The sequence below is a fragment of the Providencia rettgeri genome, from assembly GCF_023205015.1.
Classification (GTDB): Bacteria; Pseudomonadota; Gammaproteobacteria; order Enterobacterales; family Enterobacteriaceae; genus Providencia; species Providencia rettgeri_E.
The window spans coordinates 2,532,178-2,554,992 of record NZ_CP096258.1; the positions used below are offsets into that span (position 1 = coordinate 2,532,178).

Below are 22,815 nucleotides of genomic sequence, written 5' to 3' on the forward strand. Positions count from 1 at the left end.
GCTTATGCTTTCACTTAACAATAAACTGAACCTAATAAATTTATAGGCAAGAGGTTAACACATGGAAATTAATATCAAGTTATCTGATGAGGCACTTTCTCAGTTCTCTGAAAAATCATATGATGCTTTCACTGCTGAGCTGAAAGCACGTGTTTTGGAAGTCTATCCTGGCAGCTATCTATTGATCACTCATGATAATGGCCCAACGACTTTTCAAACTAAAGGCTTTCATGATGATAACGAAGTACATATTGTTTTACATGAACTTGTCGAAGATGTCTTAAAACATGGCCATTGGTTAAAACAGTAATTTCCTTATCAAATTACACTCATAAAACCAGCCGTGAGCCTGCATAGCTCTAGCTGGTTATTTGTAATATTCCTCTCGTATTTCAATAACGTTTCCACCTCAATATTTACTCAAAGTCTGATCAAGATCATACTTAAACTTAACTATCCTCAAAACAAGCCAAATTTGCTTTACCTTTAACCGTTATATGGTAATGTATATAACGTAATTTTCATTTACATTGCTTTTGCTAATTATAGCGGCCAGTATTTATACTGGCTCTTTTTTATGAAATCATGCTAAAAACCCATTCGATATCCCCGTTTTAGGCCTAATCTGCTATAGTATTTCTCTAATACTAGATAGAGTTATTATTCATTGAGTGCAAAATAGAGGTATGACTATGAAGCGTTTATTACTGGCTTTTTGCCTGACCCCAGCCCTTGTTATGGCTGATAATGCCCCATTAAATATTAGTGAGATAGCCAACGATTATTGCGAAATCACAGGTCAAGCACTAAGTGAAGCATACAGCACTGACAAAACTAGCAGTGAGTTAACCCAAGCAACCATTGCTAAACTGAAAAGTGAAAATGTCGACCTCAAGCAATTAGCGACTGTTGAGTCAGACTTACGCGAAAATCTAACTTCAGCGATTGATGCAGTACGCAGCAATAAATCTAAGTTTGCTAATGAAGCTGATTTCAATAAATCATTAAATGACTCTGTTTCAGCTTGTAAAATCCAAACTGAACTTCTTTTGAATAAATCTTAAGATTTAATTTTCGAGTAAAAAGCGCTCAAACTAAAATTTGAGCGCTTTTTTATCAATTAGTTTGTTTTTTAACACACAACTGTTCAATCGAAAATTGTAATTCAGGTGTTTCACTGATAATCAGTTGCCCATGTTCAGAAAGACGTCCATCTTTAATACTTACATTCGCAACAAATGGCAGCGAATTTTCTTGGGAAGGTAGACGATATAAACCACAAACCCGATAACTTTCCCCTTCCTTAAATTCACTTTTTTGTACTATTTCCACATCACTAAACTCAACCACAGATGCGTTGCTGAGTTTCTTTTCCACCATGCTTTGAGCTTCATTTTTGACATCTGAATCACCAATACTCGTATAAGAATGGTACGCAAATACGCCTAAAGCCAATAGCAATACTATCAATAATTTTGTTTTTATACGCTTCAACGCATCACCCTTCCTATATTATGATTAATTCACTTAGTATAAATGTATTATATCAATTTGAGTAAACAATTTGAGCTTTTGCCTCAACTGTTTAGTTTTCACCCTAACCAATTGATAATAGATTATAACGGTTATTTTTCAATCCTAATAATTGACTAAAAACACCTATCAATATTGATTTTATTTATATTTATTAACTTAGCATTAATAAAAAAAACATTTTTTATTTTCTTAGCTAGTTTTATAATAGCCTCTATACTATGAAACTGATTTAATATATTTTTATGAAAGAAAAAATCGTTAAAAATCTTGTTAACTTGACTCATGGAAACAACAATGATGTTAAAATAGCGGCGATAAATGCATTGGGCGATTATATTTGTTCAATTGAACAAGACGCCGCCATCGATAGGCTACTTGTTTTATGTGATGACTATAATAAAGACATTGCTGTTGCATCAATTATATCAATCAGCAAACTCGCTAAATTCTTCAATGAAAAATAATAACTTAACGTTAACCTCATTTTATTAACAAATTATTTTCATTGTGAGGAAATAATGAAATAAAAGTGGCTGAATTATGATTTGTTCATTTAGATAAGTAAATACAATTGAATTAATTAATTACAATGGCAGAATGATAATTAACAAATATCTAAAGGAGATATCTCATGAATATATTAAAGCCATTAATTCTTAGTGCGAGTTTAATCGCTATTAGCTTTTCGACGCTCGCTTACCCAGGGGATGGTAATGGTTCATGGCACCGTGGCGGATACCAAAACCAACACCAATATAATGATAGGCCTTGCGATAATTATCGCCACTCTAATTATGCAAATCGTCACCGTGGAATGATGCAATACTCGACATCAATTCAAACAGCTCAACCAGATGAAACACTGAAAAAAATTGCTGCAGATGTGCCTAAAGGAGAAAATGGTAAACAATATATGGTTAAAGTTGCAGTTGTAGAAATTACACCTAATGTCCCTGCACAAGGCCAGTAATCTTTACCAAGGGTAGAAAAACACTACCCTTTTTTTATTTATATGTCCTCAATAATGCTATACCCCAATGAGTTGCCCTCCACCACCTTAGCATGACACGTTCTCCCTTCATGTTTTCAATAAATAGATTTTCAACACATAAATCCCACACCACCAATGCGAATAATTAGTCATAATAAGTAAATAATTATTTACTTTAGGTTGATTTTAAGTAATCTATTACTTTCAATAATAATAACTTTAGGGAATAACTATGGATCGCCGTTCGTTTCTTAAATCCACATCATTAGTTGCAGGTGGGCTTGCACTTAACTCATTGTTTAATCATGCAGTTGCACAAAATAATAACATTGTCTTGCCGAGTGAAAAACACCCATTACTATTGAATTTCAATGAAAATTCATTAGGGATGTCCGAAAATGCTAAAGAAGCTATCATCAAGGCATTACCTAATGCATTTCGCTACCCTGATGATGCTCGTGCTGAATTACAGCAGAATATTGGTGAGCTCTACAATTTGTCTGATAAGCACATCAGCATAGGTAATGGTTCATCTGAAACCATTCAAGCTGCTGTTGCCATGTTAGCTGCTAAAGCAAATAAACTCGGTAAAAAAATTCAATTAGTCACCCCTGATCCAACATTCAATTATGCAGAACTTTATTCTCTGCCATTGAATATAACGATAACGAAAGTGCCTTTAAAAACCGATCTATCATTTGATTTAGAAAAAATGGAACAAGCTGCTGATGATTTTAACGGTCTATCAATGGTTTATATTTGTAATCCAAATAATCCGACGGCAATGATCACACCTCACAGCCAGCTTGATAAGTGGATGAGTAAAAAATCTGACAACACATTTTTTATCGTTGATGAAGCTTATGCTGAATTTGTTGAAGACCCAGACTTTATCAGTGCCATTGAGTTAGTCAAAAAAGGCCAGAATAACTTGATCGTCACACGCACCTTCTCAAAAATTTTCGCCTTAGCAGGATTAAGAGTTGGCTATGGTGTTGCAACTCCCGACGTTATTGCTGCTGTAGACGAGTTTTTATCTATTGATAACACCAATACAGCAGGAGCTGTTGCTGCAATAGCATCGCTAAAGGACAAACCCTTTATTGAATACAGCCTGAAATCTAACAATACATCGAGAAAAATTGTGGAAAAGGCATTAAATGAAATTGGGCTAGAATACGCTCCATCACAGGCTAATTTTATTTTTCATAAAGTCAAAGGTGATGTAAAAACCTATCAGCAGCGTATGGCAGAGGCACATGTAATGGTTGGCCGTGAATTTCCACCAGCGATTGGCTGGAATAGATTAACGCTAGGCACCCCTGAGGAAATGCAGCAATTTGTTGTGATACTAAAACAATTCCATGAAAAAGGGTGGGTATAAATTAAGTCCCCCAGAAACCCAGAAAGGGCAGCTCAAGCTGCTCTTTCTGTTTAAAATGGCCCTTTAAATATAAAAAAGGCGCCTGCAAAAATAAGAATAAAACCGATTAAATGGTTAATGGTAAAACTTTCACCTAAATACAATACCGAAAAAAGAACAAATACACAGAGCGTTATCACCTCCTGCATTGTTTTCAATTCAGCCGCACTGTAGTACTGGTGTCCTAACCGATTAGCCGGTACCGCAAAACAGTATTCAACCAAGGCGATTAACCAACTAAAGAAAATAACAACATACAACGGTTTTGTTGTGAATTTTAAATGCCCATACCAAGCAAACATCATAAATACATTTGAAATAATAAGTAAGAATACTGGGTAAAGTTTAATTAACATGCTGATTCAATAGACAAAGAATAGATAATCGATATTATGGGGTTAGAACTAATATATTGCCATAGACTCCCATAAATACCCCTGGTTCTTCATATCACAAATTTAAGCGTATTTAGCAATCATTACGAGGTAATAATGAATATTAAATATGAATTAATGACACAGGTTGATTGTCCCGCTGTCGCTCAATTATTGCAATCTAATTCTGAATCCCAACAAGGTGGGTTACTTGGTGAATATCCCCAAGCCAAAGTTAACGCAATGTTTGCAGGAAGTCTAACCACCATTATAGCTCGGGATGCAAATAAAATTATTGCGGTTGTGTTTAGCTTTGACTCTCACTCTTCATCCTTACCCCCTATAGCACATTTAATTATTAAACAGCATGCAGACATCATACGAGGCAACTGGTTTTATGGCCCTGTTTGTATTGATAATGATTATAGGGGGAAGAATATTCTCAAAAACCTTTTTGATGAAATTAGTTCGTACAATCAAGGAAAACCCGTTGCTTTTATCAATGCAGATAATCTCAGGTCTCTTTTCGCACATAAAAAAATAGGTATGAGTAATATCACTGATTTTGAATTTGATGGCACAACATATCATTTAATGATCGGAAAATAAATGTACTGTTTAGTACACTTTTTGGTTTCAACTTACTTATTTTTTGCTACACTGTGACAAATTATTGTATACAGAGGTATATTTATGACCGATTACACGAGTGCAAATCAAAAAGCATGGGATAAACAAGCAGAATCACAACTTGCTTGGTCAAAACCTGTTGATTCCAAAACTATCCATGATGCCAAACAAGGTAAATGGCAGGTTCATTTAACGCCGACACCTGTTGATGCAGCTTGGTTAGGTGATATAAAAGATAAAAAAATTCTCTGCTTAGCCTCAGCGGGAGGACAACAAGCTCCAGTACTCGCCGCAGCGGGAGCAAATGTGACTGTATTTGACTTTTCTCAGAAACAACTTGAGCAAGACAAAATGGTGGCGGAAAGGGATAATTTAACATTAGAGATTGTTCAGGGTGACATGCGCTCATTACACATGTTTGCGGATGAAACCTTTGATATCATATTCCACCCTATTTCTAATTTATATATTCCAGATGTTAACCCTGTCTGGCAAGAATGCCACCGTGTATTAAAAACCAATGGGCGCCTATTATCTAGCTTTTATAACCCGATTCTTTCTATTGGCGAACGAGATAAACACTATGATGAGCAAGGCATAATAAAGCCAAGCTATACTATGCCGTACTCCGAGCTATCTACTTTATCAACAGAGCAAATAGCACAAAAACAGGCAAGACAAGAAGCGTTTGTATTCGGTCACTCACTGACAGATCTAATTGGTGGGCAAATAAAAGCGGGCTTTTCTATCACAGGTTTTAAAGAAGACTGGCAACCTAATCCACGGTTCGTTATCGATAATTATCTACCAACATTCCTAACGACAATGGCAATTAAGGCCAATTAATATTATTGACGCTCGTTGTGTTAGGCACTCAACGAGCAGTTATTAACTTAGCTTCTTTTACAGTACCTATCCCAGACCGCTTCAAATTGCTCTGCGGGGATAATATCATCAGTTTTTTCCACAAAAGGAATGGATATCATTACTTTACCAGCTCTATTTTTATGAAGTCTAACGATAAACCTTTTATAGCCATGAGGTAATTCATTTTCAAAGCCAAAGACTTCACCACAATAATAGCCCGTTTCATCCCCTTCCTCACTTTTCGTCAATACATAATATTGAACATTTTTATAACTCGCGGCTGATGGGTAGGCAAGAAAATCTTCGACAGAACTTTTAACTCGGCTCTCTGTATCTAATTCAGGATCAAGTGTAACTTCAGTCATAATTCCTGCAATATATGCACACCCAGCTACTAACAATAATACCAAGGCTCTTAATAACATTTTAATAATACAGCTCAATAGAAAACACTGGCTATCATTATAGTTAATAATTAAATTTTTGCGACTCTACCCAAGTGTGCTTAAGCCGTCAGCTTATCGTACTTCTTTAGTTTTTATTATCGCTTTCAGTTAATTATATCTCCCAATGTTATCTATTGAGTGAGTTGCCACATATAAACTAATATTGCCGCTGTTATTATCCAAATAACCGTTGCAATAGTTAAACTTCCCCAAGCTGTGATTTTTGTTGCTAATAAATATACCGTTAATAAATACATTGCATAAGGAATGAGAGACCACAAGCCAAACAGTGCAGTTTTTCTGAGAGCTTCCGAACCTTGTTCTTGAACAACGATAACATGTGCTATTAATGCAAATGTAGGGAAAAGAGGAACTAATCCGGCAATGTAGTAAATTTTACTACGCGAAAATAGCGCAATAACCAATACAGCTAAAGCACCTAAAAAGCATTTAAAGAGTAAAGAAAACATACCGCACTCAATACTTAAATTTTAAACATTGACTATTATTATCACAAATAATTTGTAAGTTAACTGTATTGTCGCTATCAATGTACAACTATTGTGTCCTTTCACTTCCCCAAATGAGTAAAAACACTTAATTAACTTCAATTTTATGAGCTAAGTCAAATTGTTGGATATAAAGTATCCAGAACGAGTGCCGATACATTTATTTAGTCCCTGCGCTTGAGGCTTTCGCGTGACTACATATAACTTTTTAGCTATCGGACAGCTTCGATTTGCTCATGGTTAATCACGTTATGTTTAGACGTCGTATTTAGTATGTGTGAAACACACTACTCGATGGTATGAAAGGAAATAATCAATGATGTCTGGTAATTTAAAAAAAATTAATTTTAGTTCAACTAAGTTCTCTTTTTCTGGTTTTAAGACAACAACTCTAGTCTGGTTTATTTCAGGCCTGCTGATCGCCCTTCTTCTTTCAACTTGTTGGTTTTTCTTTAGTTCTTTAAAACAATATCAAGAGACATTAACCCAACTCGATACTATCTATAACGAACAAACTCAACTAAACAATACATGGCAATCTTTATTACAAGCACGAAATACATTAAATCGGGCTAGCTCTCGCCATTTATTAGTTATTAATAAGATGAAAACATCAAATACTGACATAGATAGCCTCATCGCGTTTTATCATAAAAAAATAGCTGAAACGGCTAATTATTGGGATGCATTTACAACCGTTTCCATCTACAAAAATGGTGACCAATTTGCTGAGCTAGAAAAATCCTATAACGCGTTATACGCTGCATTAAATGAGCTTTCCGTTTTTTTAGTTCAAGGAAAAACATATGACTTTTTAAACCAGCCGACTCAGGGATTTCAGGACACATTTGAGAAAAACTACGTAAAATATCATCAACAATTAAATAGTAGCTATCATGATATTGCTCTCGCAAGTGAGCAGCTATATAAACAAAGTTTGATTGGCTTAATCGTTACTATCTCAATCGTTATCCTCGTAACTCTGTTTATTCGCTTTATTCTACAGCTTTTCTTTATTCGCCCACTAAACCAAGTTATTGATGGTATTGAAAAAGTTAGCCATGGCGTTTTATACCATCGCTTTGATAACAAAGGTTTATATGAAATCAAATTACTTAAACAGCATGTCTCTAATATGCAAAGCAAACTGATTGATATCGTCAAAAATATTTATGACAACACTCACCATATAAAAGTTGAACTTGGTGATATCACCCAGATGAATCATGACCTTTCTATTCGAGCAGATCAACAAGCCGCCGCCATTGTTGAAACAGCAGCCAGCGTCGAAGAACTCGATTCCTCTTTTAAATTAAACACCGCTCACACTAATCAATCGTGCAAATTAATGTCAGAGACGAGTGTAACAATTGATAAGAGTAATGAGCTTATCTCTGATGTTGTTGAAAATATGGATGATATTGTCGATTTTTCGAAAGAAATTAGTAAAATCACCTCAACCATTGATAACATTGCGTTTCAAACTAATTTATTAGCATTGAATGCCGCTGTAGAGGCAGCAAGAGTAGGCGAACATGGCAAAGGGTTCGCCGTCGTCGCAAATGAAGTCCGCGAATTATCCATTAGTTGCACTCAAGCATCCAAAGAAATCAAGCTATTAATTAATAATTCAAATGATAAAATTAATCACTGTTTCCAATTAGCTGCAGATGCAAATGACAATATTGTTTCAATTGCACAAGATACATCTAATATCAATGAGATGATCCAAAGTGTTGCGCTTGCCTCAAATGAACAAACCCATGGTGTTAGCCAAATACACCTAGCAATCAATGAATTAGACAACACTACACAAGCGAATGCAACCATGACTCGTGAATTGCAATCGTCCTTAAGAGCTTTGGAGTCCCAATCAGATTTATTAGAGGATATTATTTCTATTTTTCGCATTGAACCCAAAAGTGAACATGAAATAGATAGTGATACTCTTGAAGAGGTTAAAAAAGTAAAACAGTTTGTCTAATAAGATATAGCATTTTATTTAGGGGGTTGACTTTCGATCGTCGCCTCCAACATTTTTATCGTTTTCTGCGTTACTTCCATCGTTTCCTCAATTTTTGTTACTGTATTTATAGCCATTTAATACTTTTTAGTGTTTATCTGATATAACGATTACAATTACTGCTATTAAACATGAGTTCATGATGACAATAAAAATTACTGTTCTTGTCGACAATAATACCCTAATCGATAGTTACTTTTGCGGTGAACCTGGTGTCTGCTACTATATCGAGGCCGATAATAAAAAAATATTATTCGATACCGGCTATTCAGACAAGGTAAAATCTGGTTTTTTATTAGGCTTTACCTAAATTAACAATATTAAACACCTGATAAATAATGAAGGTTTAAGTTCTTGAGCCTAAATCTTCATCCTTATTACTGCCTTTAACCATTCTTGTCATTTCTTCGCAACGGATAATTTTCCCATCTTCTATTTGAAAACAAGCAAATACCTCAAATTCACTTATTGAGCCATCTTTTTTAGTCGCTTTTGCCAGATGTTGAGTATGCACACACCCATCCCCCTCCGCGATAGATTTAATGGTAATAACGATCGACTCAGTGGCTTGCTTCAATACCTGCAAGTGTGTAATAAACTCATTAAAATCAATTTGTTTACCATCAACAACTTGAATGTATTTATCTGAAAAATATTGTTTCGCCACAGACAATGAACCAATGTCCTCACCCAATACTGCGTTCAGTGCCTGTATAACCCATTGTGCGTTAGTCATATGTGCATTAGTCATATTTTATCCCTTATTATAAATAATATTATTTATAATTGTTATGGGTGTATTATTTTTCATTTCAAGTCAAAATAGAATTTATTATCTTTAAATTCTCACCTTTACACTATCTTCTAATAATTTATCCGTGATTTAACCTGAAGAATGGCACTTAATTTTATGCTTTTTGTCCCTTTTCTATATCACGATAATTTTTTGCGTAAACAATCAAAAATTTATTTCTTATTCATCAATTTTAGTTTGGTTTTATTGGTGTTTTCAATTAATTACTCATTAACCCACTTTATGCGTAATTGAATCCCCTATAAAGAACTTCACTTTTATGCTTACGCCGATTTGGATTAAGGCTTAAGAACTGGTATTATTTAGTGGTCTATCTAAGCAATAGACGCCTTATAACAATAACTATAAATATACATTTCCATTAGATACCCCTGCTTGCAGGGGCTTTTTTTGCTAAACAATGATATATAATGAAAAAAGTCATTGCCAACCTCATAGCCCAGTCCCATCTTTTTGAGCACACTGAGAATTCCTTAACTAAACGTCTAGTCAGCTTAAGCAGATTATCAATACTTTATTAGTTGGTTCATTAAACTATCAATAAAGGATAGCATCATATTTACGCTATTACACAATGGGTTATACTAATATAGCGTTTGCACTTCTCATTAAATTTGAACCGATGAGTAAAGTACACTCTGAAAATTTAAGATATCTATTTATAACTCGGGAAAATAAATGCAAACTAAAAATACCGGCTCAATTGAGCAAGATATTCTGGTGTATCTTGTCAATTCTTTCACACAAAATAACACTGGAGGTAACCCTGCGGGTGTCGTTCTAAATCCGCCAGCACTCAGCACTTCACAAAAAATTGCTATTGCACAACAAGTCGGTTTTTCAGAAACAGCGTTTGTCTATAATAGTGAAGACACTGATTTTGAAGTGGATTTTTATACCGCTGAAGGTGAAGTCGATTTTTGTGGTCATGCAACATTAGCGGTGTTTTTCACTTTAGCTTCACTTAAGCTAATTTCTTCTGGGTGTTACACCCAAAAAACCAAAGCCGGTGTTTTAAGTGTGTCTGTTAGCCCAAACAATATCGTTATGGATCAAGCGCTACCAACCTTACGAACTGGGCCTAATATCAATGAAGTTGCAGCAGCCCTTGGCATAACTCGTGAAATGATTACTGAAACAGGCCTACCTATCATGATAGTTTCAACTGGGTTACCTGACATCATTATTCCAGTTAATACCGGCTATTTAGATTTACTGCAGCCTAATTATGAAGCAATAACGAGAATCAGCAAAGAATCAAATGCTATCGGTTTCATGTATTTGAGTTAAGTGAAGATCCTTCAATCACAGCACATTGTCGAAATTTTGCACCGCTCTATGGGATCAATGAAGAATCAGCAACTGGCAGCGCTAGTGGAGCACTTGGCTGCTATTTGGTCAATTATATCTTACCGAACGAAACGCAATTTCTATTTGAGCAAGGTCGTGCAATGGGATGCTCCTCCTTGATTCATGTCACTATTCATTCACAAGCAAAAAATATTACTCAAGTGAAAGTTGGCGGCCAAGCAGCCATGACCGATACGCAAATAATACATATTTAACAAAAAATAAGGCTCAAAAATGCAAGGCAGTGGCCATCTTTTAATGCCATTTATTCGGTTATTTATCATCACTAGAAAGCTTAGCTAGCTAATATAGAAACTTTTCCCATGGATGGGAAAATCTAGCATATAATAAATAATTATGCCGTTAACCTATAACTATCTTCAATTAACTCCTTAATTTCATCCTCTGTAAGGCTCCCTGGTAGCTTTATCGTAATCCAATGCTCTTTATTCATATGATAAGCCGGATAAATATCATCCTTTAATCTCAATGAACCAATGAGTTCCGGTGGAGCTTTAAGGTTAACAATATTAACTATCTCTTCATTCTTATTTGCATCTAATTTACGAGATGAAATACGCATAATAACTGCAAACCATTTTGCATTATTTTTTCGCCTAAAAACAAGATAATCAGGGTACTTTGCCCACGGGCTCTCAGGATCAACACCATAATTATTCTGAATATAATCAATCAGTTCACTGCGGTTCATTCGATCATCCCATTTCAATAATAAACTTCAGTAATATCACCTAACCTCATTATTATATGCCGTCTCATCGACTCTGTAACTTTTCTTTTGCTAAAACTTTACTAGGTTTTAAGAGCCAAGCGATGACTGATAAATATCATGATGATCGAGGGAAGAATTGGCAGGTTCAGGTTATAGTTATAAAATAACGATTGCGTTGTAGAAGAGTTCTGCAGAAGAATTTTTCTAGGCAATAAAAAACGGGAACTATTAAGTCCCCGCTGTTAATTACACCACGTAATAAATTACATGTGTTTAATGATTGCGTCACCGAATTCGCTACATTTCAGTAACTTAGCGCCTTCTAATTGACGTTCGAAGTCATAGGTTACAGTCTTAGCTTCGATTGCGCCTTCCATACCTTTAACGATTAGGTCAGCCGCTTCAGTCCAGCCCATATGGCGCAGCATCATCTCAGCAGAAAGAATGATAGAGCCTGGGTTTACCTTGTCTTGGCCTGCATATTTTGGTGCAGTACCGTGCGTTGCTTCGAATAATGCACACTCAGAACCAATATTCGCACCTGGAGCAATACCGATACCACCAACTTGTGCTGCTAATGCATCAGAAATGTAGTCACCATTTAGGTTCATACACGCGATAACATCGTATTCAGCTGGGCGCAGCAGGATTTGTTGTAAGAAAGCATCTGCAATAACATCTTTAACAATGATATCTTTGCCCGTTTTAGGGTTTTTAATTTTAACCCATGGGCCGCCATCTAATAATTCACCGCCGAATTCCTCTTGTGCTAATTGGTATCCCCAATCTTTAAATGCACCTTCAGTGAATTTCATAATGTTACCTTTATGAACTAAAGTCACTGAATCACGGCCGTTATCAATAGCATATTCAATTGCTGCGCGAACTAAACGCTTTGTCCCTTCTTCTGAGCAAGGCTTAATACCAATACCACAATCTTGTGGGAAACGGATTTTAGTCACACCCATTTCATCTTTCAGGAATTTAATCACTTTATCAGCTTCTGCACTGCCGGCTTTCCACTCAATACCCGCATAGATATCTTCAGAGTTTTCACGGAAAATAACCATATCAGTCAGTTCAGGTTGTTTAACTGGGCTTGGAGTGCCTTTGTAGTAGCGAACAGGACGTAAACAGATATACAAGTCAAGTTGTTGACGCAGTGCAACGTTCAAAGAACGGATACCACCACCAACAGGCGTTGTTAAAGGGCCTTTAATTGAAACGCGGTAATCACGGATTAAATCGAGAGTTTCTTCTGGTAACCAAACATCTTTACCATAAATTTGTGTAGATTTTTCACCGGTGTAAACTTCCATCCATGAAATTTTGCGCTCACCGTTGTAGGCTTTTTTAACTGCCGCATCAACCACTTTTAACATTGCTGGTGTAACATCGATACCAATGCCGTCACCTTCGATATAAGGGATAATTGGGTTGTTCGGAACGTTTAGTTTGCCTTTTGCATCAATGGTAATTTTAGCGCCTTCTGCCGGAACTACTACTTTGCTTTCCATTAACCTCTCCTTTCACTTGCGTATTTTGCTTGTTAATTTTTTGTAAGAGACGTGTCAATACTACTTCAATCTGCGTCGAACGCCAATGATTACTCATCTAAGCTTCAATGCCGATCGCATTTAACGTACTGTTTTATCTTGTAAGTTAATCGACTAACTCTTTATAAACACTTTTAAATCAATAAATTAATTTAAGTATTCTATTATTGAAAATAAATCAAACCGCGATGAAAAGTTGTCAAAGGCTCATTTGAGCGAGTGACTTGATTTTGATTAAAGTACTTCCCTACAAAAAATAATACTAGCAAGTTAACTCAAATTAAAAATACGTTTTGCTCACACTATCGCCATCCAAACAAACTCATATGTACTTATTTTTAAATGGAAAATTATTTTTATTAATTTAAATGTTTTTAAAGTTGTTAATTAAATATTACATCGCCATAAAAAATACGTCCTAGGATCCAACCGTTAAATCTCCTACACTATATGCGGTAAATAACCACAAATTATAAATTCTTATTGAATGGCCATGAACAGACCGAACTCGAAATCCGTTTTGAAGAAAAACCGTTACTCACCGAACCCTACCGCTTTAAAACATAAAGCTAAACGGGTTTCCGTTAGTTCGCAAACATCAACTAAAATCATTTTATTTAACAAACCCTTTGATGTTTTACCTCAATTTACTGATGAACAAGGCCGCGATACATTAAAAAAATATATTCCAATCACCGATGTATACGCAGCAGGACGCCTTGATAGGGACAGTGAGGGGCTTTTAATTTTAACTAATGATGGAAAGCTACAGGCGCGTTTAACACAACCACAGAAAAAAACAGGGAAAATATACTATGCTCAAGTAGAAGGGATCCCTGATGAAGACGCATTGCTAAAATTTCGGCAAGGGCTGGTGTTAAATGATGGTCCAACGCTCCCCGCAGGCATCGAGTTAGTTGGCGAACCAGAATGGTTATGGCCAAGAACCCCACCTATACGGGAACGCAAAAATATCCCGACCAGTTGGTTAAAAATCACCTTATATGAAGGACGTAATCGGCAAGTTCGTCGTATGACGGCAAATATAGGTTTTCCCACACTTAGGCTAATTCGCTATCAAATTGGTGAATTTAATTTGGGAAATCTTTCAGTTGGCGAATGGAAGGAGGTAACTGTTGTTTAAACCCAATGTGACTGTAGCAACTGTCGTACACGCTCAAGGCAAGTTTTTAGTGGTAGAAGAGTGGATAAATAACAACCCCACGTGGAATCAACCTGCTGGGCATTTAGAAGCGAATGAGACTATTTTACAGGCCGCTGAACGTGAGTTACTAGAAGAAACGGGAATAAAAGCCACACCAACGCAATTAATTAAAATTCACCAATGGATTGCCCCAGATAAAACCCAGTTTATCCGCTTTTTGTTCGCCGTAGAACTTGGCTCCCTTTGTGAAACACAGCCACAAGACAGTGATATTAGCAAATGTCACTGGCTAACAGCCGAAGAAATTTTACATAGCAACTGCTTGCGGTCGCCATTAGTAGCTGAAAGTTTGCGCTGTTTTCTCACAGGAAAGCATTATCCTTTAGATATCTTAACGGCTTACGGTGACCATTACCTTTAACCCCTTAACGTCTGCTTGGTGAAATCTTCACCAAGCAATAATATTCCCCTCTAACTCTGGTGTAATGCGGGAACAACATGCTAAAGTATGGGGCTTGATTTTTCCGCAGTGAGATATTTCCATGTCAAATAATAGTACCATGTCAGATAACAGCCAAAAAAAAGTCATCGTCGGGATGTCCGGTGGTGTTGACTCCTCTGTATCCGCTTACTTGCTACAGCAACAAGGGTATCAGGTTGCTGGTCTGTTTATGAAGAACTGGGAAGAAGATGACGACACAGAATATTGCTCGGCTGCGGCTGATCTTGCCGATGCACAAGCCGTGTGTGACAGACTGGGTATTGAACTTTATACCATTAATTTCGCTGCTGAATACTGGGACAATGTTTTCGAACATTTTTTAACTGAATATAAAGCAGGTCGCACACCAAACCCAGATATCCTCTGCAACAAAGAAATCAAGTTTAAAGCGTTCTTAGAATTTGCTGCTGAAGACTTAGGCGCAGATTACATCGCCACAGGTCACTATGTTCGCCGTCGCGATGTTGACGGGAAAAGCCAGTTATTGCGCGGTTTAGATGGCAATAAAGACCAAAGCTATTTTTTATATACATTAAGCCATGAACAGGTTGCTAAAAGTCTGTTCCCTGTTGGCGAACTGGAAAAACCTGAAGTTCGTCGCATCGCAGAGGAAATTGGCCTGATCACAGCGAAGAAAAAAGACTCTACTGGTATCTGTTTTATTGGCGAGCGTAAATTTCGCGACTTTTTAGGCCGCTACTTACCCGCTCAACCCGGCCCTATTGTGACTGTCGATGGCGAAACCATTGGCCAACACGAAGGCTTGATGTACCACACCTTAGGTCAACGTAAAGGTTTAGGTATCGGCGGTACAAAAGAGGGGTCAGAAGAACCTTGGTATGTTGTCGATAAAGACGTTGAAAACAACATTCTTATCGTTGCGCAAGGCCATGAACACCCTCGTTTAATGTCTATTGGGTTAATTGCCCAGCAATTACATTGGGTTGACCGAAAAACAATGACTGAGCCGCTACGTTGCGTCGTAAAAACACGTTATCGCCAAGCGGATATTCCTTGTACGATTACCCCACTGAGTGATGAGCGCATTGAAGTCGCTTTTGATTATCCAGTTGCGGCTGTCACTCCAGGTCAATCTGCTGTATTTTATATCGATGAAGTTTGTCTCGGTGGCGGTATTATTGAAGCCCGTATTCAGGAGTAAATGTGGCAAAAAACTATTATGACATTACGCTTGCCTTAGCGGGTATCTGCCAAGCAAGCGCAATGGTTCAAAAACTTGCACATGAAGGTGTTTGTCTTGAGAAAGACACGGAAACCATGGTCAATTGCCTCACCAATATGAATCCAAAATCCACTTTGGATGTCTTTGGTAATGATACCGCAAATTTAAAAACGGGACTCAGTGCCCTGTTAGGCATGTTAACAGGCGGCAACAGTGGTTTATCCGCTGAAATGACACGCTATATGTTAAGTATTATGGCACTCGAGCGTCGTCTCAATAAAAACCAAGAAGCGATGAACCAACTCGGCCAACGTATTGAGCAATTCGAACGCCAAGCTGATTATTTTGAGCCTCTTTCTGAAGGTGTATTTAACGCGCTTGCGGGTATTTACGTAGACGTAGTTAGCCCTGCGGGACCTCGAATTCAAGTCACGGGCTCCCCTGATATTCTAAAGAATACGTTAGTTCAAGCAAAAGTTAGAGCCACTTTACTCGCAGGTATTCGCTGTGCGGTGCTTTGGCAACAAGTTGGCGGAAGTCGTATTCAACTCATGTTCTCTCGCAATCGTCTGGCTAATCAGGCGAAAGATATTTTGTCTCACCTTTAAATCTGGAGTTGCTACCAATGGAATTATCCTCACTGACCGCTGTATCCCCGATTGACGGCCGTTACGGTGATAAAGTCAGCGCTTTACGCACTATTTTTAGTGAGTTTGGTTTACTGAAATTTCGCGTGCAAGTTGAAGTCCGCTGGCTACAAAAACTGGCTGCAACCGCTCAAATCAAAGAAGTTCCTTCATTTGATGCTGACGCAATCGCTTACTTAGATGAAATTGTCGCGAACTTCGGTGAAAAAGATGCAATGCGCATCAAAGAAATTGAACGCACAACCAACCATGATGTGAAGGCCGTAGAATACTTCCTAAAAGAAAAAGTGGCAAACATCCCTGCTCTTCATGCCGTTTCTGAATTTATTCACTTCGCTTGTACTTCAGAAGATATCAATAACCTTTCTCATGCATTGATGCTGAAAACCGCTCGCGAAGAAGTTTTGCTACCACAATGGCGTCAAATTATTGATAAAATAAAAACAATGGCTCATGAGTACCGCAATTTGCCGTTACTATCACGTACTCATGGTCAACCTGCCACGCCTTCCACCATTGGTAAAGAGTTTGCCAACGTTGCTTATCGTTTGGAACGCCAATTCCGCCAGCTACAACAGATTGAAATTTTAGGTAAAATCAATGGTGCTGTTGGTAACTATAATGCACATATGGTCGCTTACCCTGAAGTGAATTGGCACGAATTTAGCGAAACCTTCGTTACGTCTTTAGGCATTCAATGGAACCCATTCACCACACAAATTGAACCTCATGACTATATTGCTGAGTTATTTGATTGTGTCGCTCGTTTTAACACTATCGTGTTAGATTTCGACCGTGATATTTGGGGCTATATCGCATTAAATCACTTCAAACAAAAAACAATCGCTGGTGAAATTGGCTCTTCCACTATGCCACACAAAGTGAACCCGATTGATTTTGAAAACTCTGAAGGTAACTTAGGGTTAGCAAATGCCGTCTTAGGCCATTTAGCAAGTAAACTTCCTGTTTCTCGCTGGCAGCGTGACTTAACAGACTCGACAGTATTACGTAATCTCGGTGTCGGCTTAGGTTATGCATTGATTGCTTATCAATCAACCATGAAAGGCTTAAATAAATTAGAAGTTAATGAACAGCATTTACTGGATGAATTAGACCAAAACTGGGAAGTTTTGGCTGAGCCAATTCAAACTGTAATGCGCCGTTATGGCATTGAAAAACCATACGAAAAACTCAAAGAATTGACCCGCGGCAAACGCGTTACCGCTGAAGGGATGAAACAATTCATTGATAGTTTAGATTTGCCTGAGCATGAAAAAGCCCGTTTGAAAGAGATGACGCCTGCCAACTACATCGGTTACGCTGTCACTTTTATTGATGAGCTAAAATAACCTCAAGCTTTTAACTTAATACATTCAAAGTGGGCGGGCTCTATGTCCCCCACTTTTTATTTACCCTATAGCCCCTGCTTGTTCCCCCCTAAACTGCCTGAAGATAAACAAAGATAAATTATATTTCCGCTTTGTTTGATTTATATTTACTTAATCCCTTGTCGTTATTCAGAACTCTTTTTACCATAGCGTATCTAGTGCTACTATTTGCAATAAGTGTAGCTATCTTTTTTCAATATGAGGGTTTCCGATGCGTATTCTTATTGTCGAAGACAATGCGTTACTTCGTCACCATTTAACCGTACAGCTTAAAGAGCTTGGTCATCAGGTTGACTCCGCTGAAGATGCAAAAGAAGCTGACTACTTTTTACACGAAAGTTGCCCAGATATCGCGGTAGTTGATTTGGGCTTACCTGATGAAGACGGGCTTTCCATGATAAAACGCTGGCGTGGTGAGCACGTCAATATTCCACTTTTAGTATTGACGGCTCGCGAAAGTTGGCAAGAAAAAGTACAAGCACTAAACAGTGGTGCAGATGACTACGTGACGAAACCTTTCCAGCTAGAAGAGCTGGTCGCCCGCATGCAAGCTTTAATGCGCAGACATAGCGGTCTCGCTTCACAAGTACTCGAATTAGGCAATTTCGTTATTGACCTCTCACGTAAAGAATTTACAGTTAACAGTGAAACCGTCAAATTAACTGCTTTTGAGTACACCATTATTGAAACACTGCTTCGCAACAATGGGAAAGTGGTTAGCAAAGACTCGTTAATGCGCCAGCTTTATCCAGATGCCGAACTTAGAGAAAGTCATACTATCGATGTTTTAATGGGCCGATTACGCAAAAAAATTCAACAATTCCATAGTGATGATGTGATTGTCACTGTACGTGGCCAAGGCTATCGTTTTGATGTGAATGGCTAATATGACGCTACGTAAATTTAAGTTCAAGCCCCTTTCGCTACGAGCACGTTTTCTCTGTGCCACATCAGCCGTGATCTTGGCGCTTTCTTTGTCCTACGGTATCGTTGCAATTTTGGGGTATCTAATTAGTTTCGATAAAACAACTTACACTCTATTACGTAGCCAAAGTAACTTAATTTACAGCCTAGCCCAATGGCAAAATAATAAAATTGATATTCGTGTTCCACCAAATTTCACATTAAATAACCCTACTTTGGTTATTATTTATGATGAACAAGGTCTCGTATTATGGCGCCAACGGGATGTACCTAGCGTTGAACGACTGATCCGTAATGATTGGCTAAAAAAAGAGGGCTTATATGAAATTGATACGGACATTCGTGAAACTCGCCAACTCCTAGACGACAACCCCGAGTTCAACACAAAATTAGACGACATGGGTAATGATGACGAACCGTTGACTCACTCCGTGTCCGTGAACCAATATGCCGCAAGCGAAAACCTGCCTCCTCTCACCATCGTCGTTGTTGATACCCTACCACAAGACTTACAAAATACCGGTTTAGTTTGGGAATGGTTTGGTTACGTTTTACTAGCTAACTTAATTTTAGTCATCCCCTTATTATGGTTGGCCGCTTATTGGAGCCTACGGCCAATTAAATCATTAGTATCACAACTCAGTAGCCTAGAAAAAGGTGAACGGGATGCACTGGACGAGAACCCACCGTATGAGCTTCGCGGCCTAGTACGCAATCTTAATATTTTGTTAACGAATGAACGAAAGCGCTACAGTAAATATCGCACCACACTTTCGGATTTAACACACAGTTTAAAAACGCCTTTAGCCGTTTTACAGTCGACATTACGCCTGCTTCGCTCAGGCAAACAAATGAATATAGAACAAGCTGAGCCTATCATGCTTGAACAAATTGGCCGTATTTCTCAGCAGGTTGGCTATTATTTGCACCGTGCATCAACGCAAGGTGATGAAAACATGATGCTACGTGAAATTTCATCTGTTCCATCAATATTAGACAGCCTTGCAAGTGCCCTGCATAAAGTTTACCAACACAAAGGGGTTTCTATTACGGTTAACGTTTCTCCTGAAATAACTTGGCTAGGTCAACCTAATGACTTCATGGAAGTTATGGGCAATATCATGGAAAATGCGTGTAAATATTGTCTTGAATTCGTTGAGGTTAGTGCTGTTACGGGGGCTGATAGCTTAACATTAATTGTCGATGATGATGGTCCTGGCGTACCTGAAAGCAAACGCAGCTTAATTTTTGTTCGAGGGCAACGTGCAGATACCCTGCGTCCAGGCCAAGGCTTAGGCTTATCCATTGCCTTGGATATTATCGACCAGTATGACGGGGAAATCATAATTAGTGATAGCCCGCTTGGCGGTGCACGTTTATCCGTCACATTTAGGCAGCAATCTATGATTGAAGATAGTTAATCTGTGATATGAGTCCGTTTGTCCCCTATTTTACGAACCATTTCCGGTATACTATTTATGAAGTGTTTTATGAAAAGTAGTTTAAGGTGGCTGACTTGTTTACTCTCAAGATAAACCGCCCCCTATGTTTCTCATAAAGTTTATTTAGCATAATACTATTGTATATCGGCCATTTTTCGGTATTAAGACCGGGTATATTGCAATAAACTGATTAGCTATATTTAGCAGCTCCAAGGGACAATAAGATGGATTACAAACTAAATCTCGACTGGCAAAGTTTCCTCGACAGTCACTGGCAGAAGCGCCCACTGCTTATCAAAAAAGGGTTTGCAAATTTTATTGACCCTATCTCGCCTGACGAACTTGCAGGTCTGGCGATGGAAGATGAGGTTGATAGCCGTTTGGTTAGCCATAAAGAAGGAATTTGGCAAGTTGGCCATGGCCCATTTGAAAGCTATGAACACCTTGGCGAAGAGAATTGGTCTATTTTAGTTCAGGCTGTTGACCATTGGCATCACCCAAGCTCTGCGTTGATGAAACCATTCCGTGTACTTTCAGACTGGCGAATGGATGATTTAATGATCTCCTACTCGGTCCCCGGCGGTGGTGTAGGCCCTCACCTAGACCAATACGATGTGTTTATTATTCAAGGCGAAGGCCGTCGTCATTGGCGAGTGGGCGAAAAAATTCCAATGAAACAACATTGCCCACATCCTGACTTACTGCAAGTACAACCCTTTGATGCCATCATTGATGAAGAAATGGAACCCGGCGATATTTTGTACATTCCACCTGGGTTCCCACATGAAGGCTACGCCATTGAGCCTTCATTAAATTACTCGGTTGGCTTTCGTGCACCAAATACTCGTGAATTGGTCAGTAGCTTTGCCGATCACTTAATTTCTAACGATTTAGGCAGTTACCGTTATAGTGACCCTGATTTATCATTCCGTGATAACCCTGCGGAGATCTTGCAAGGTGAACAAATTAAGCTGCGTGAGATGATGATATCACTAATTAATGACCCCGAGCTCTTTCGCAAATGGTTAGGTGAGTTTATCTCTCAATCACGCCACGAATTAGACATTGCGCCACCTGAACCACCTTATGAGCAAGAAGAAATCTATGATTTACTGAAAACTCAGCAAGAAACCTTGTACAAACTAAATGGTCTCAGGGCATTACGCGTTGGCGACCAATTTTTTGTAAATGGAGAATGCTTAGAAACTGAGTGTTATGAAGCTGCAGATAGTTTGTGTCGCTATGATGCCGTTAATAGCCAACTTTTAGCTGATGCTATTGATGACGTTAATTTTATCGCACTACTTACTGCACTCGTCAATAACGGATACTGGTATTTTGACGATTAATCGATACCAATAATATTAAATGTGTATTTTATGAAAAGGCCCATTAATTATGGGCTTTTTCTTTAAACGAATTTTATTAGTATGATATAGCAACTCTCTCCTACCCCATTAATAAAAACCGCTGACTGTAATTAAAATACCTTCATTAATAACTAAGTTATTTATTTTAGTCTGTATTTTATTTTACGGTCACATACTCCCTTTATGAGCCTGATTTACTCATCAGCACGCAAAGATAACGTATTTTATTTGATTCAATTCTAAACTGTTTTTACTTCAACATCGCCAATCCTACACAGCGTTAATTACCCCTTTTAAAGATGATAACAACATGAACATAGAAACACTTTTGGCTTTATCATTGTTTTCCTTTGTGACATCCATAACGCCAGGACCCAATAATATTATGTTACTTGCTTCAGGCATTAATTTTGGATTTAGAAAAACATTGCCGCATTCATTGGGAGTATCAATCGGTTTTCTTATTATGCTCGTTGCAGTAGGGCTTGGAATCGGAGCCTTGATCCAATCATCCCCTATGATTTATTCGATATTAAAATATTTTGGAATTGTTTATTTGTTCTGGCTTGCATGGAAAACCACGATTAGCCATTCCATTGCACAGACAAATAACCAAGAGATTAAACCGCTAACTTTCTTAGAAGCGGCACTATTTCAATGGATAAACCCTAAAGCATGGATGATGGCTGTTTCAGGAATGGCCATGTATACCAATACAAACGCCCCCTATTTATCGATGTTTCAGGTCGCCGTCATCTTCTCAGCCATCAACTGGCCGTGTGTTGCTATCTGGGCGATGTTTGGCAGTAAATTAAGAGAAAGACTAAAACAACCTAAAATATTAAAACGATTTAATTTAGTCATGGGCATTTTACTGGCGCTTAGTGGTATTTCTGTATTATTTCAATAGAAAAATTAGAGTGCTTATCGCAGTAAGCACTC

At 37.9% G+C, this 22,815-nt stretch carries 24 protein-coding genes and 2 pseudogenes; 19 read left to right on the plus strand and 7 right to left on the minus strand.

From position 1 onward, the window contains the following. The first annotated feature begins 61 nt into the window (after positions 1 to 61). Entirely contained in the window at positions 62 to 310 is a 249-nt protein-coding gene (locus M0M83_RS11590; RefSeq protein WP_125891162.1) for a DinI-like family protein, read from the plus strand. 382 nt (positions 311 to 692) lie between these two features. Then, the gene (locus M0M83_RS11595) at positions 693 to 1,064 is read left to right on the plus strand and encodes a hypothetical protein (protein ID WP_125891163.1); all 372 of its coding nucleotides are present in this window, start codon (positions 693 to 695) and stop codon (positions 1,062 to 1,064) included. Positions 1,065 to 1,116: 52 nt separating this feature from the next. Here M0M83_RS11595 and M0M83_RS11600 read toward each other — a convergent pair whose 3' ends face one another. Then, positions 1,117 to 1,494 carry a hypothetical protein gene (locus M0M83_RS11600; protein WP_125891164.1) on the minus strand — a complete coding sequence of 126 codons (378 nt, stop codon included), beginning with the start codon at positions 1,492 to 1,494 and terminating at the stop codon, positions 1,117 to 1,119. Between the two features lie 284 nt (positions 1,495 to 1,778). Between M0M83_RS11600 and M0M83_RS11605 the strand changes: the two genes are divergently transcribed. The 3 genes from M0M83_RS11605 (at position 1,779) to M0M83_RS11615 (ending at position 3,911) form a co-directional block, all read left to right on the plus strand. Continuing rightward, the gene (locus M0M83_RS11605) at positions 1,779 to 2,000 is read left to right on the plus strand and encodes a HEAT repeat domain-containing protein (RefSeq protein ID WP_213912603.1); all 222 of its coding nucleotides are present in this window, start codon (positions 1,779 to 1,781) and stop codon (positions 1,998 to 2,000) included. A 167-nt stretch (positions 2,001 to 2,167) separates the two neighbouring features. Beyond that, a complete protein-coding gene (locus M0M83_RS11610; RefSeq protein WP_125891166.1) occupies positions 2,168 to 2,506 on the plus strand; it encodes a hypothetical protein in 339 nt (112 codons plus the stop codon). A 253-nt stretch (positions 2,507 to 2,759) separates the two neighbouring features. Beyond that, positions 2,760 to 3,911, plus strand: a complete 1,152-nt coding sequence (locus tag M0M83_RS11615) for a pyridoxal phosphate-dependent aminotransferase (protein ID WP_248466615.1) — start codon at positions 2,760 to 2,762, stop codon at positions 3,909 to 3,911. A 50-nt stretch (positions 3,912 to 3,961) separates the two neighbouring features. On the opposite strand, the gene M0M83_RS11620 is transcribed toward M0M83_RS11615, so the two are convergent. Next, on the minus strand, positions 3,962 to 4,306 hold the full coding sequence (locus M0M83_RS11620; RefSeq protein WP_125891168.1) for a DMT family protein: 345 nt from the start codon (positions 4,304 to 4,306) through the stop codon (positions 3,962 to 3,964). Positions 4,307 to 4,441: 135 nt separating this feature from the next. Here M0M83_RS11620 and M0M83_RS11625 point away from each other — a divergent pair, with 135 nt between their 5' ends. Then, complete coding sequence (locus tag M0M83_RS11625; RefSeq protein WP_248466616.1) at positions 4,442 to 4,933, plus strand: N-acetyltransferase; 492 nt, start codon at positions 4,442 to 4,444, stop codon at positions 4,931 to 4,933. Positions 4,934 to 5,017: 84 nt separating this feature from the next. Beyond that, positions 5,018 to 5,800: a class I SAM-dependent methyltransferase gene (locus M0M83_RS11630; protein ID WP_248466617.1), complete on the plus strand. Its 783-nt coding sequence runs from the start codon at positions 5,018 to 5,020 to the stop codon at positions 5,798 to 5,800. A 47-nt stretch (positions 5,801 to 5,847) separates the two neighbouring features. On the opposite strand, the gene M0M83_RS11635 is transcribed toward M0M83_RS11630, so the two are convergent. Together M0M83_RS11635 and M0M83_RS11640 are read right to left on the minus strand one after the other, a co-directional pair. After that, positions 5,848 to 6,186, minus strand: coding sequence for a hypothetical protein (locus M0M83_RS11635; RefSeq protein WP_248466618.1), 339 nt, complete (start codon positions 6,184 to 6,186; stop codon positions 5,848 to 5,850). 212 nt (positions 6,187 to 6,398) lie between these two features. Then, positions 6,399 to 6,737: a GlpM family protein gene (locus tag M0M83_RS11640; RefSeq protein ID WP_248466619.1), complete on the minus strand. Its 339-nt coding sequence runs from the start codon at positions 6,735 to 6,737 to the stop codon at positions 6,399 to 6,401. 355 nt (positions 6,738 to 7,092) lie between these two features. Here M0M83_RS11640 and M0M83_RS11645 point away from each other — a divergent pair, with 355 nt between their 5' ends. Next, positions 7,093 to 8,760 (plus strand): methyl-accepting chemotaxis protein, encoded by a 1,668-nt coding sequence (locus M0M83_RS11645; RefSeq protein WP_248466620.1) that lies wholly within the window; start codon positions 7,093 to 7,095, stop codon positions 8,758 to 8,760. A 181-nt stretch (positions 8,761 to 8,941) separates the two neighbouring features. Further along, positions 8,942 to 9,073 (plus strand): annotated as a pseudogene (locus tag M0M83_RS11650) (MBL fold metallo-hydrolase); the annotation flags it as partial. A 72-nt stretch (positions 9,074 to 9,145) separates the two neighbouring features. Here M0M83_RS11650 and M0M83_RS11655 read toward each other — a convergent pair. Further along, entirely contained in the window at positions 9,146 to 9,550 is a 405-nt protein-coding gene (locus M0M83_RS11655; protein ID WP_248466621.1) for a nuclear transport factor 2 family protein, read from the minus strand. A gap of 741 nt (positions 9,551 to 10,291) precedes the next feature. Between M0M83_RS11655 and M0M83_RS11660 the strand changes: the two are divergent. After that, a pseudogene (locus tag M0M83_RS11660) lies at positions 10,292 to 11,178 on the plus strand (PhzF family phenazine biosynthesis protein). 140 nt (positions 11,179 to 11,318) lie between these two features. Here the strand turns inward: M0M83_RS11660 and M0M83_RS11665 are convergent. Next, positions 11,319 to 11,675, minus strand: coding sequence for an MmcQ/YjbR family DNA-binding protein (locus M0M83_RS11665; protein WP_248466622.1), 357 nt, complete (start codon positions 11,673 to 11,675; stop codon positions 11,319 to 11,321). A gap of 284 nt (positions 11,676 to 11,959) precedes the next feature. After that, positions 11,960 to 13,213 (minus strand): NADP-dependent isocitrate dehydrogenase, encoded by a 1,254-nt coding sequence (icd, locus tag M0M83_RS11670; protein WP_004253371.1) that lies wholly within the window; start codon positions 13,211 to 13,213, stop codon positions 11,960 to 11,962. A 532-nt stretch (positions 13,214 to 13,745) separates the two neighbouring features. Here icd and rluE point away from each other — a divergent pair. The 9 genes from rluE to M0M83_RS11715 all read left to right on the plus strand — a co-directional run bounded on the left by rluE (position 13,746) and on the right by M0M83_RS11715 (position 22,783). Next, positions 13,746 to 14,396, plus strand: a complete 651-nt coding sequence (gene rluE, locus M0M83_RS11675; RefSeq protein WP_248466623.1) for a 23S rRNA pseudouridine(2457) synthase RluE — start codon at positions 13,746 to 13,748, stop codon at positions 14,394 to 14,396. Next, complete coding sequence (locus M0M83_RS11680; protein ID WP_248466624.1) at positions 14,389 to 14,838, plus strand: NUDIX hydrolase; 450 nt, start codon at positions 14,389 to 14,391, stop codon at positions 14,836 to 14,838. The genes rluE and M0M83_RS11680 overlap by 8 nt, the downstream gene beginning before the upstream one ends. 139 nt (positions 14,839 to 14,977) lie before the next feature. Beyond that, entirely contained in the window at positions 14,978 to 16,081 is a 1,104-nt protein-coding gene (gene mnmA, locus M0M83_RS11685) for a tRNA 2-thiouridine(34) synthase MnmA (protein WP_248468449.1), read from the plus strand. Positions 16,082 to 16,083: 2 nt separating this feature from the next. Next, positions 16,084 to 16,710, plus strand: coding sequence for a high frequency lysogenization protein HflD (gene hflD / locus M0M83_RS11690; RefSeq protein ID WP_125891177.1), 627 nt, complete (start codon positions 16,084 to 16,086; stop codon positions 16,708 to 16,710). Positions 16,711 to 16,727: 17 nt separating this feature from the next. Continuing rightward, the gene (gene purB, locus M0M83_RS11695; protein ID WP_125891178.1) at positions 16,728 to 18,098 is read left to right on the plus strand and encodes an adenylosuccinate lyase; all 1,371 of its coding nucleotides are present in this window, start codon (positions 16,728 to 16,730) and stop codon (positions 18,096 to 18,098) included. A gap of 250 nt (positions 18,099 to 18,348) precedes the next feature. Further along, complete coding sequence (gene phoP / locus M0M83_RS11700) at positions 18,349 to 19,023, plus strand: two-component system response regulator PhoP (protein WP_248466625.1); 675 nt, start codon at positions 18,349 to 18,351, stop codon at positions 19,021 to 19,023. A gap of 1 nt (position 19,024) precedes the next feature. Continuing rightward, the gene (phoQ, locus tag M0M83_RS11705) at positions 19,025 to 20,482 is read left to right on the plus strand and encodes a two-component system sensor histidine kinase PhoQ (RefSeq protein WP_185746866.1); all 1,458 of its coding nucleotides are present in this window, start codon (positions 19,025 to 19,027) and stop codon (positions 20,480 to 20,482) included. 245 nt (positions 20,483 to 20,727) lie between these two features. Then, the gene (locus tag M0M83_RS11710; protein WP_125891181.1) at positions 20,728 to 21,852 is read left to right on the plus strand and encodes a cupin domain-containing protein; all 1,125 of its coding nucleotides are present in this window, start codon (positions 20,728 to 20,730) and stop codon (positions 21,850 to 21,852) included. A gap of 331 nt (positions 21,853 to 22,183) precedes the next feature. Then, on the plus strand, positions 22,184 to 22,783 hold the full coding sequence (locus M0M83_RS11715; RefSeq protein ID WP_248466626.1) for a LysE family translocator: 600 nt from the start codon (positions 22,184 to 22,186) through the stop codon (positions 22,781 to 22,783). The last annotated feature ends 32 nt before the right edge of the window (positions 22,784 to 22,815 follow it).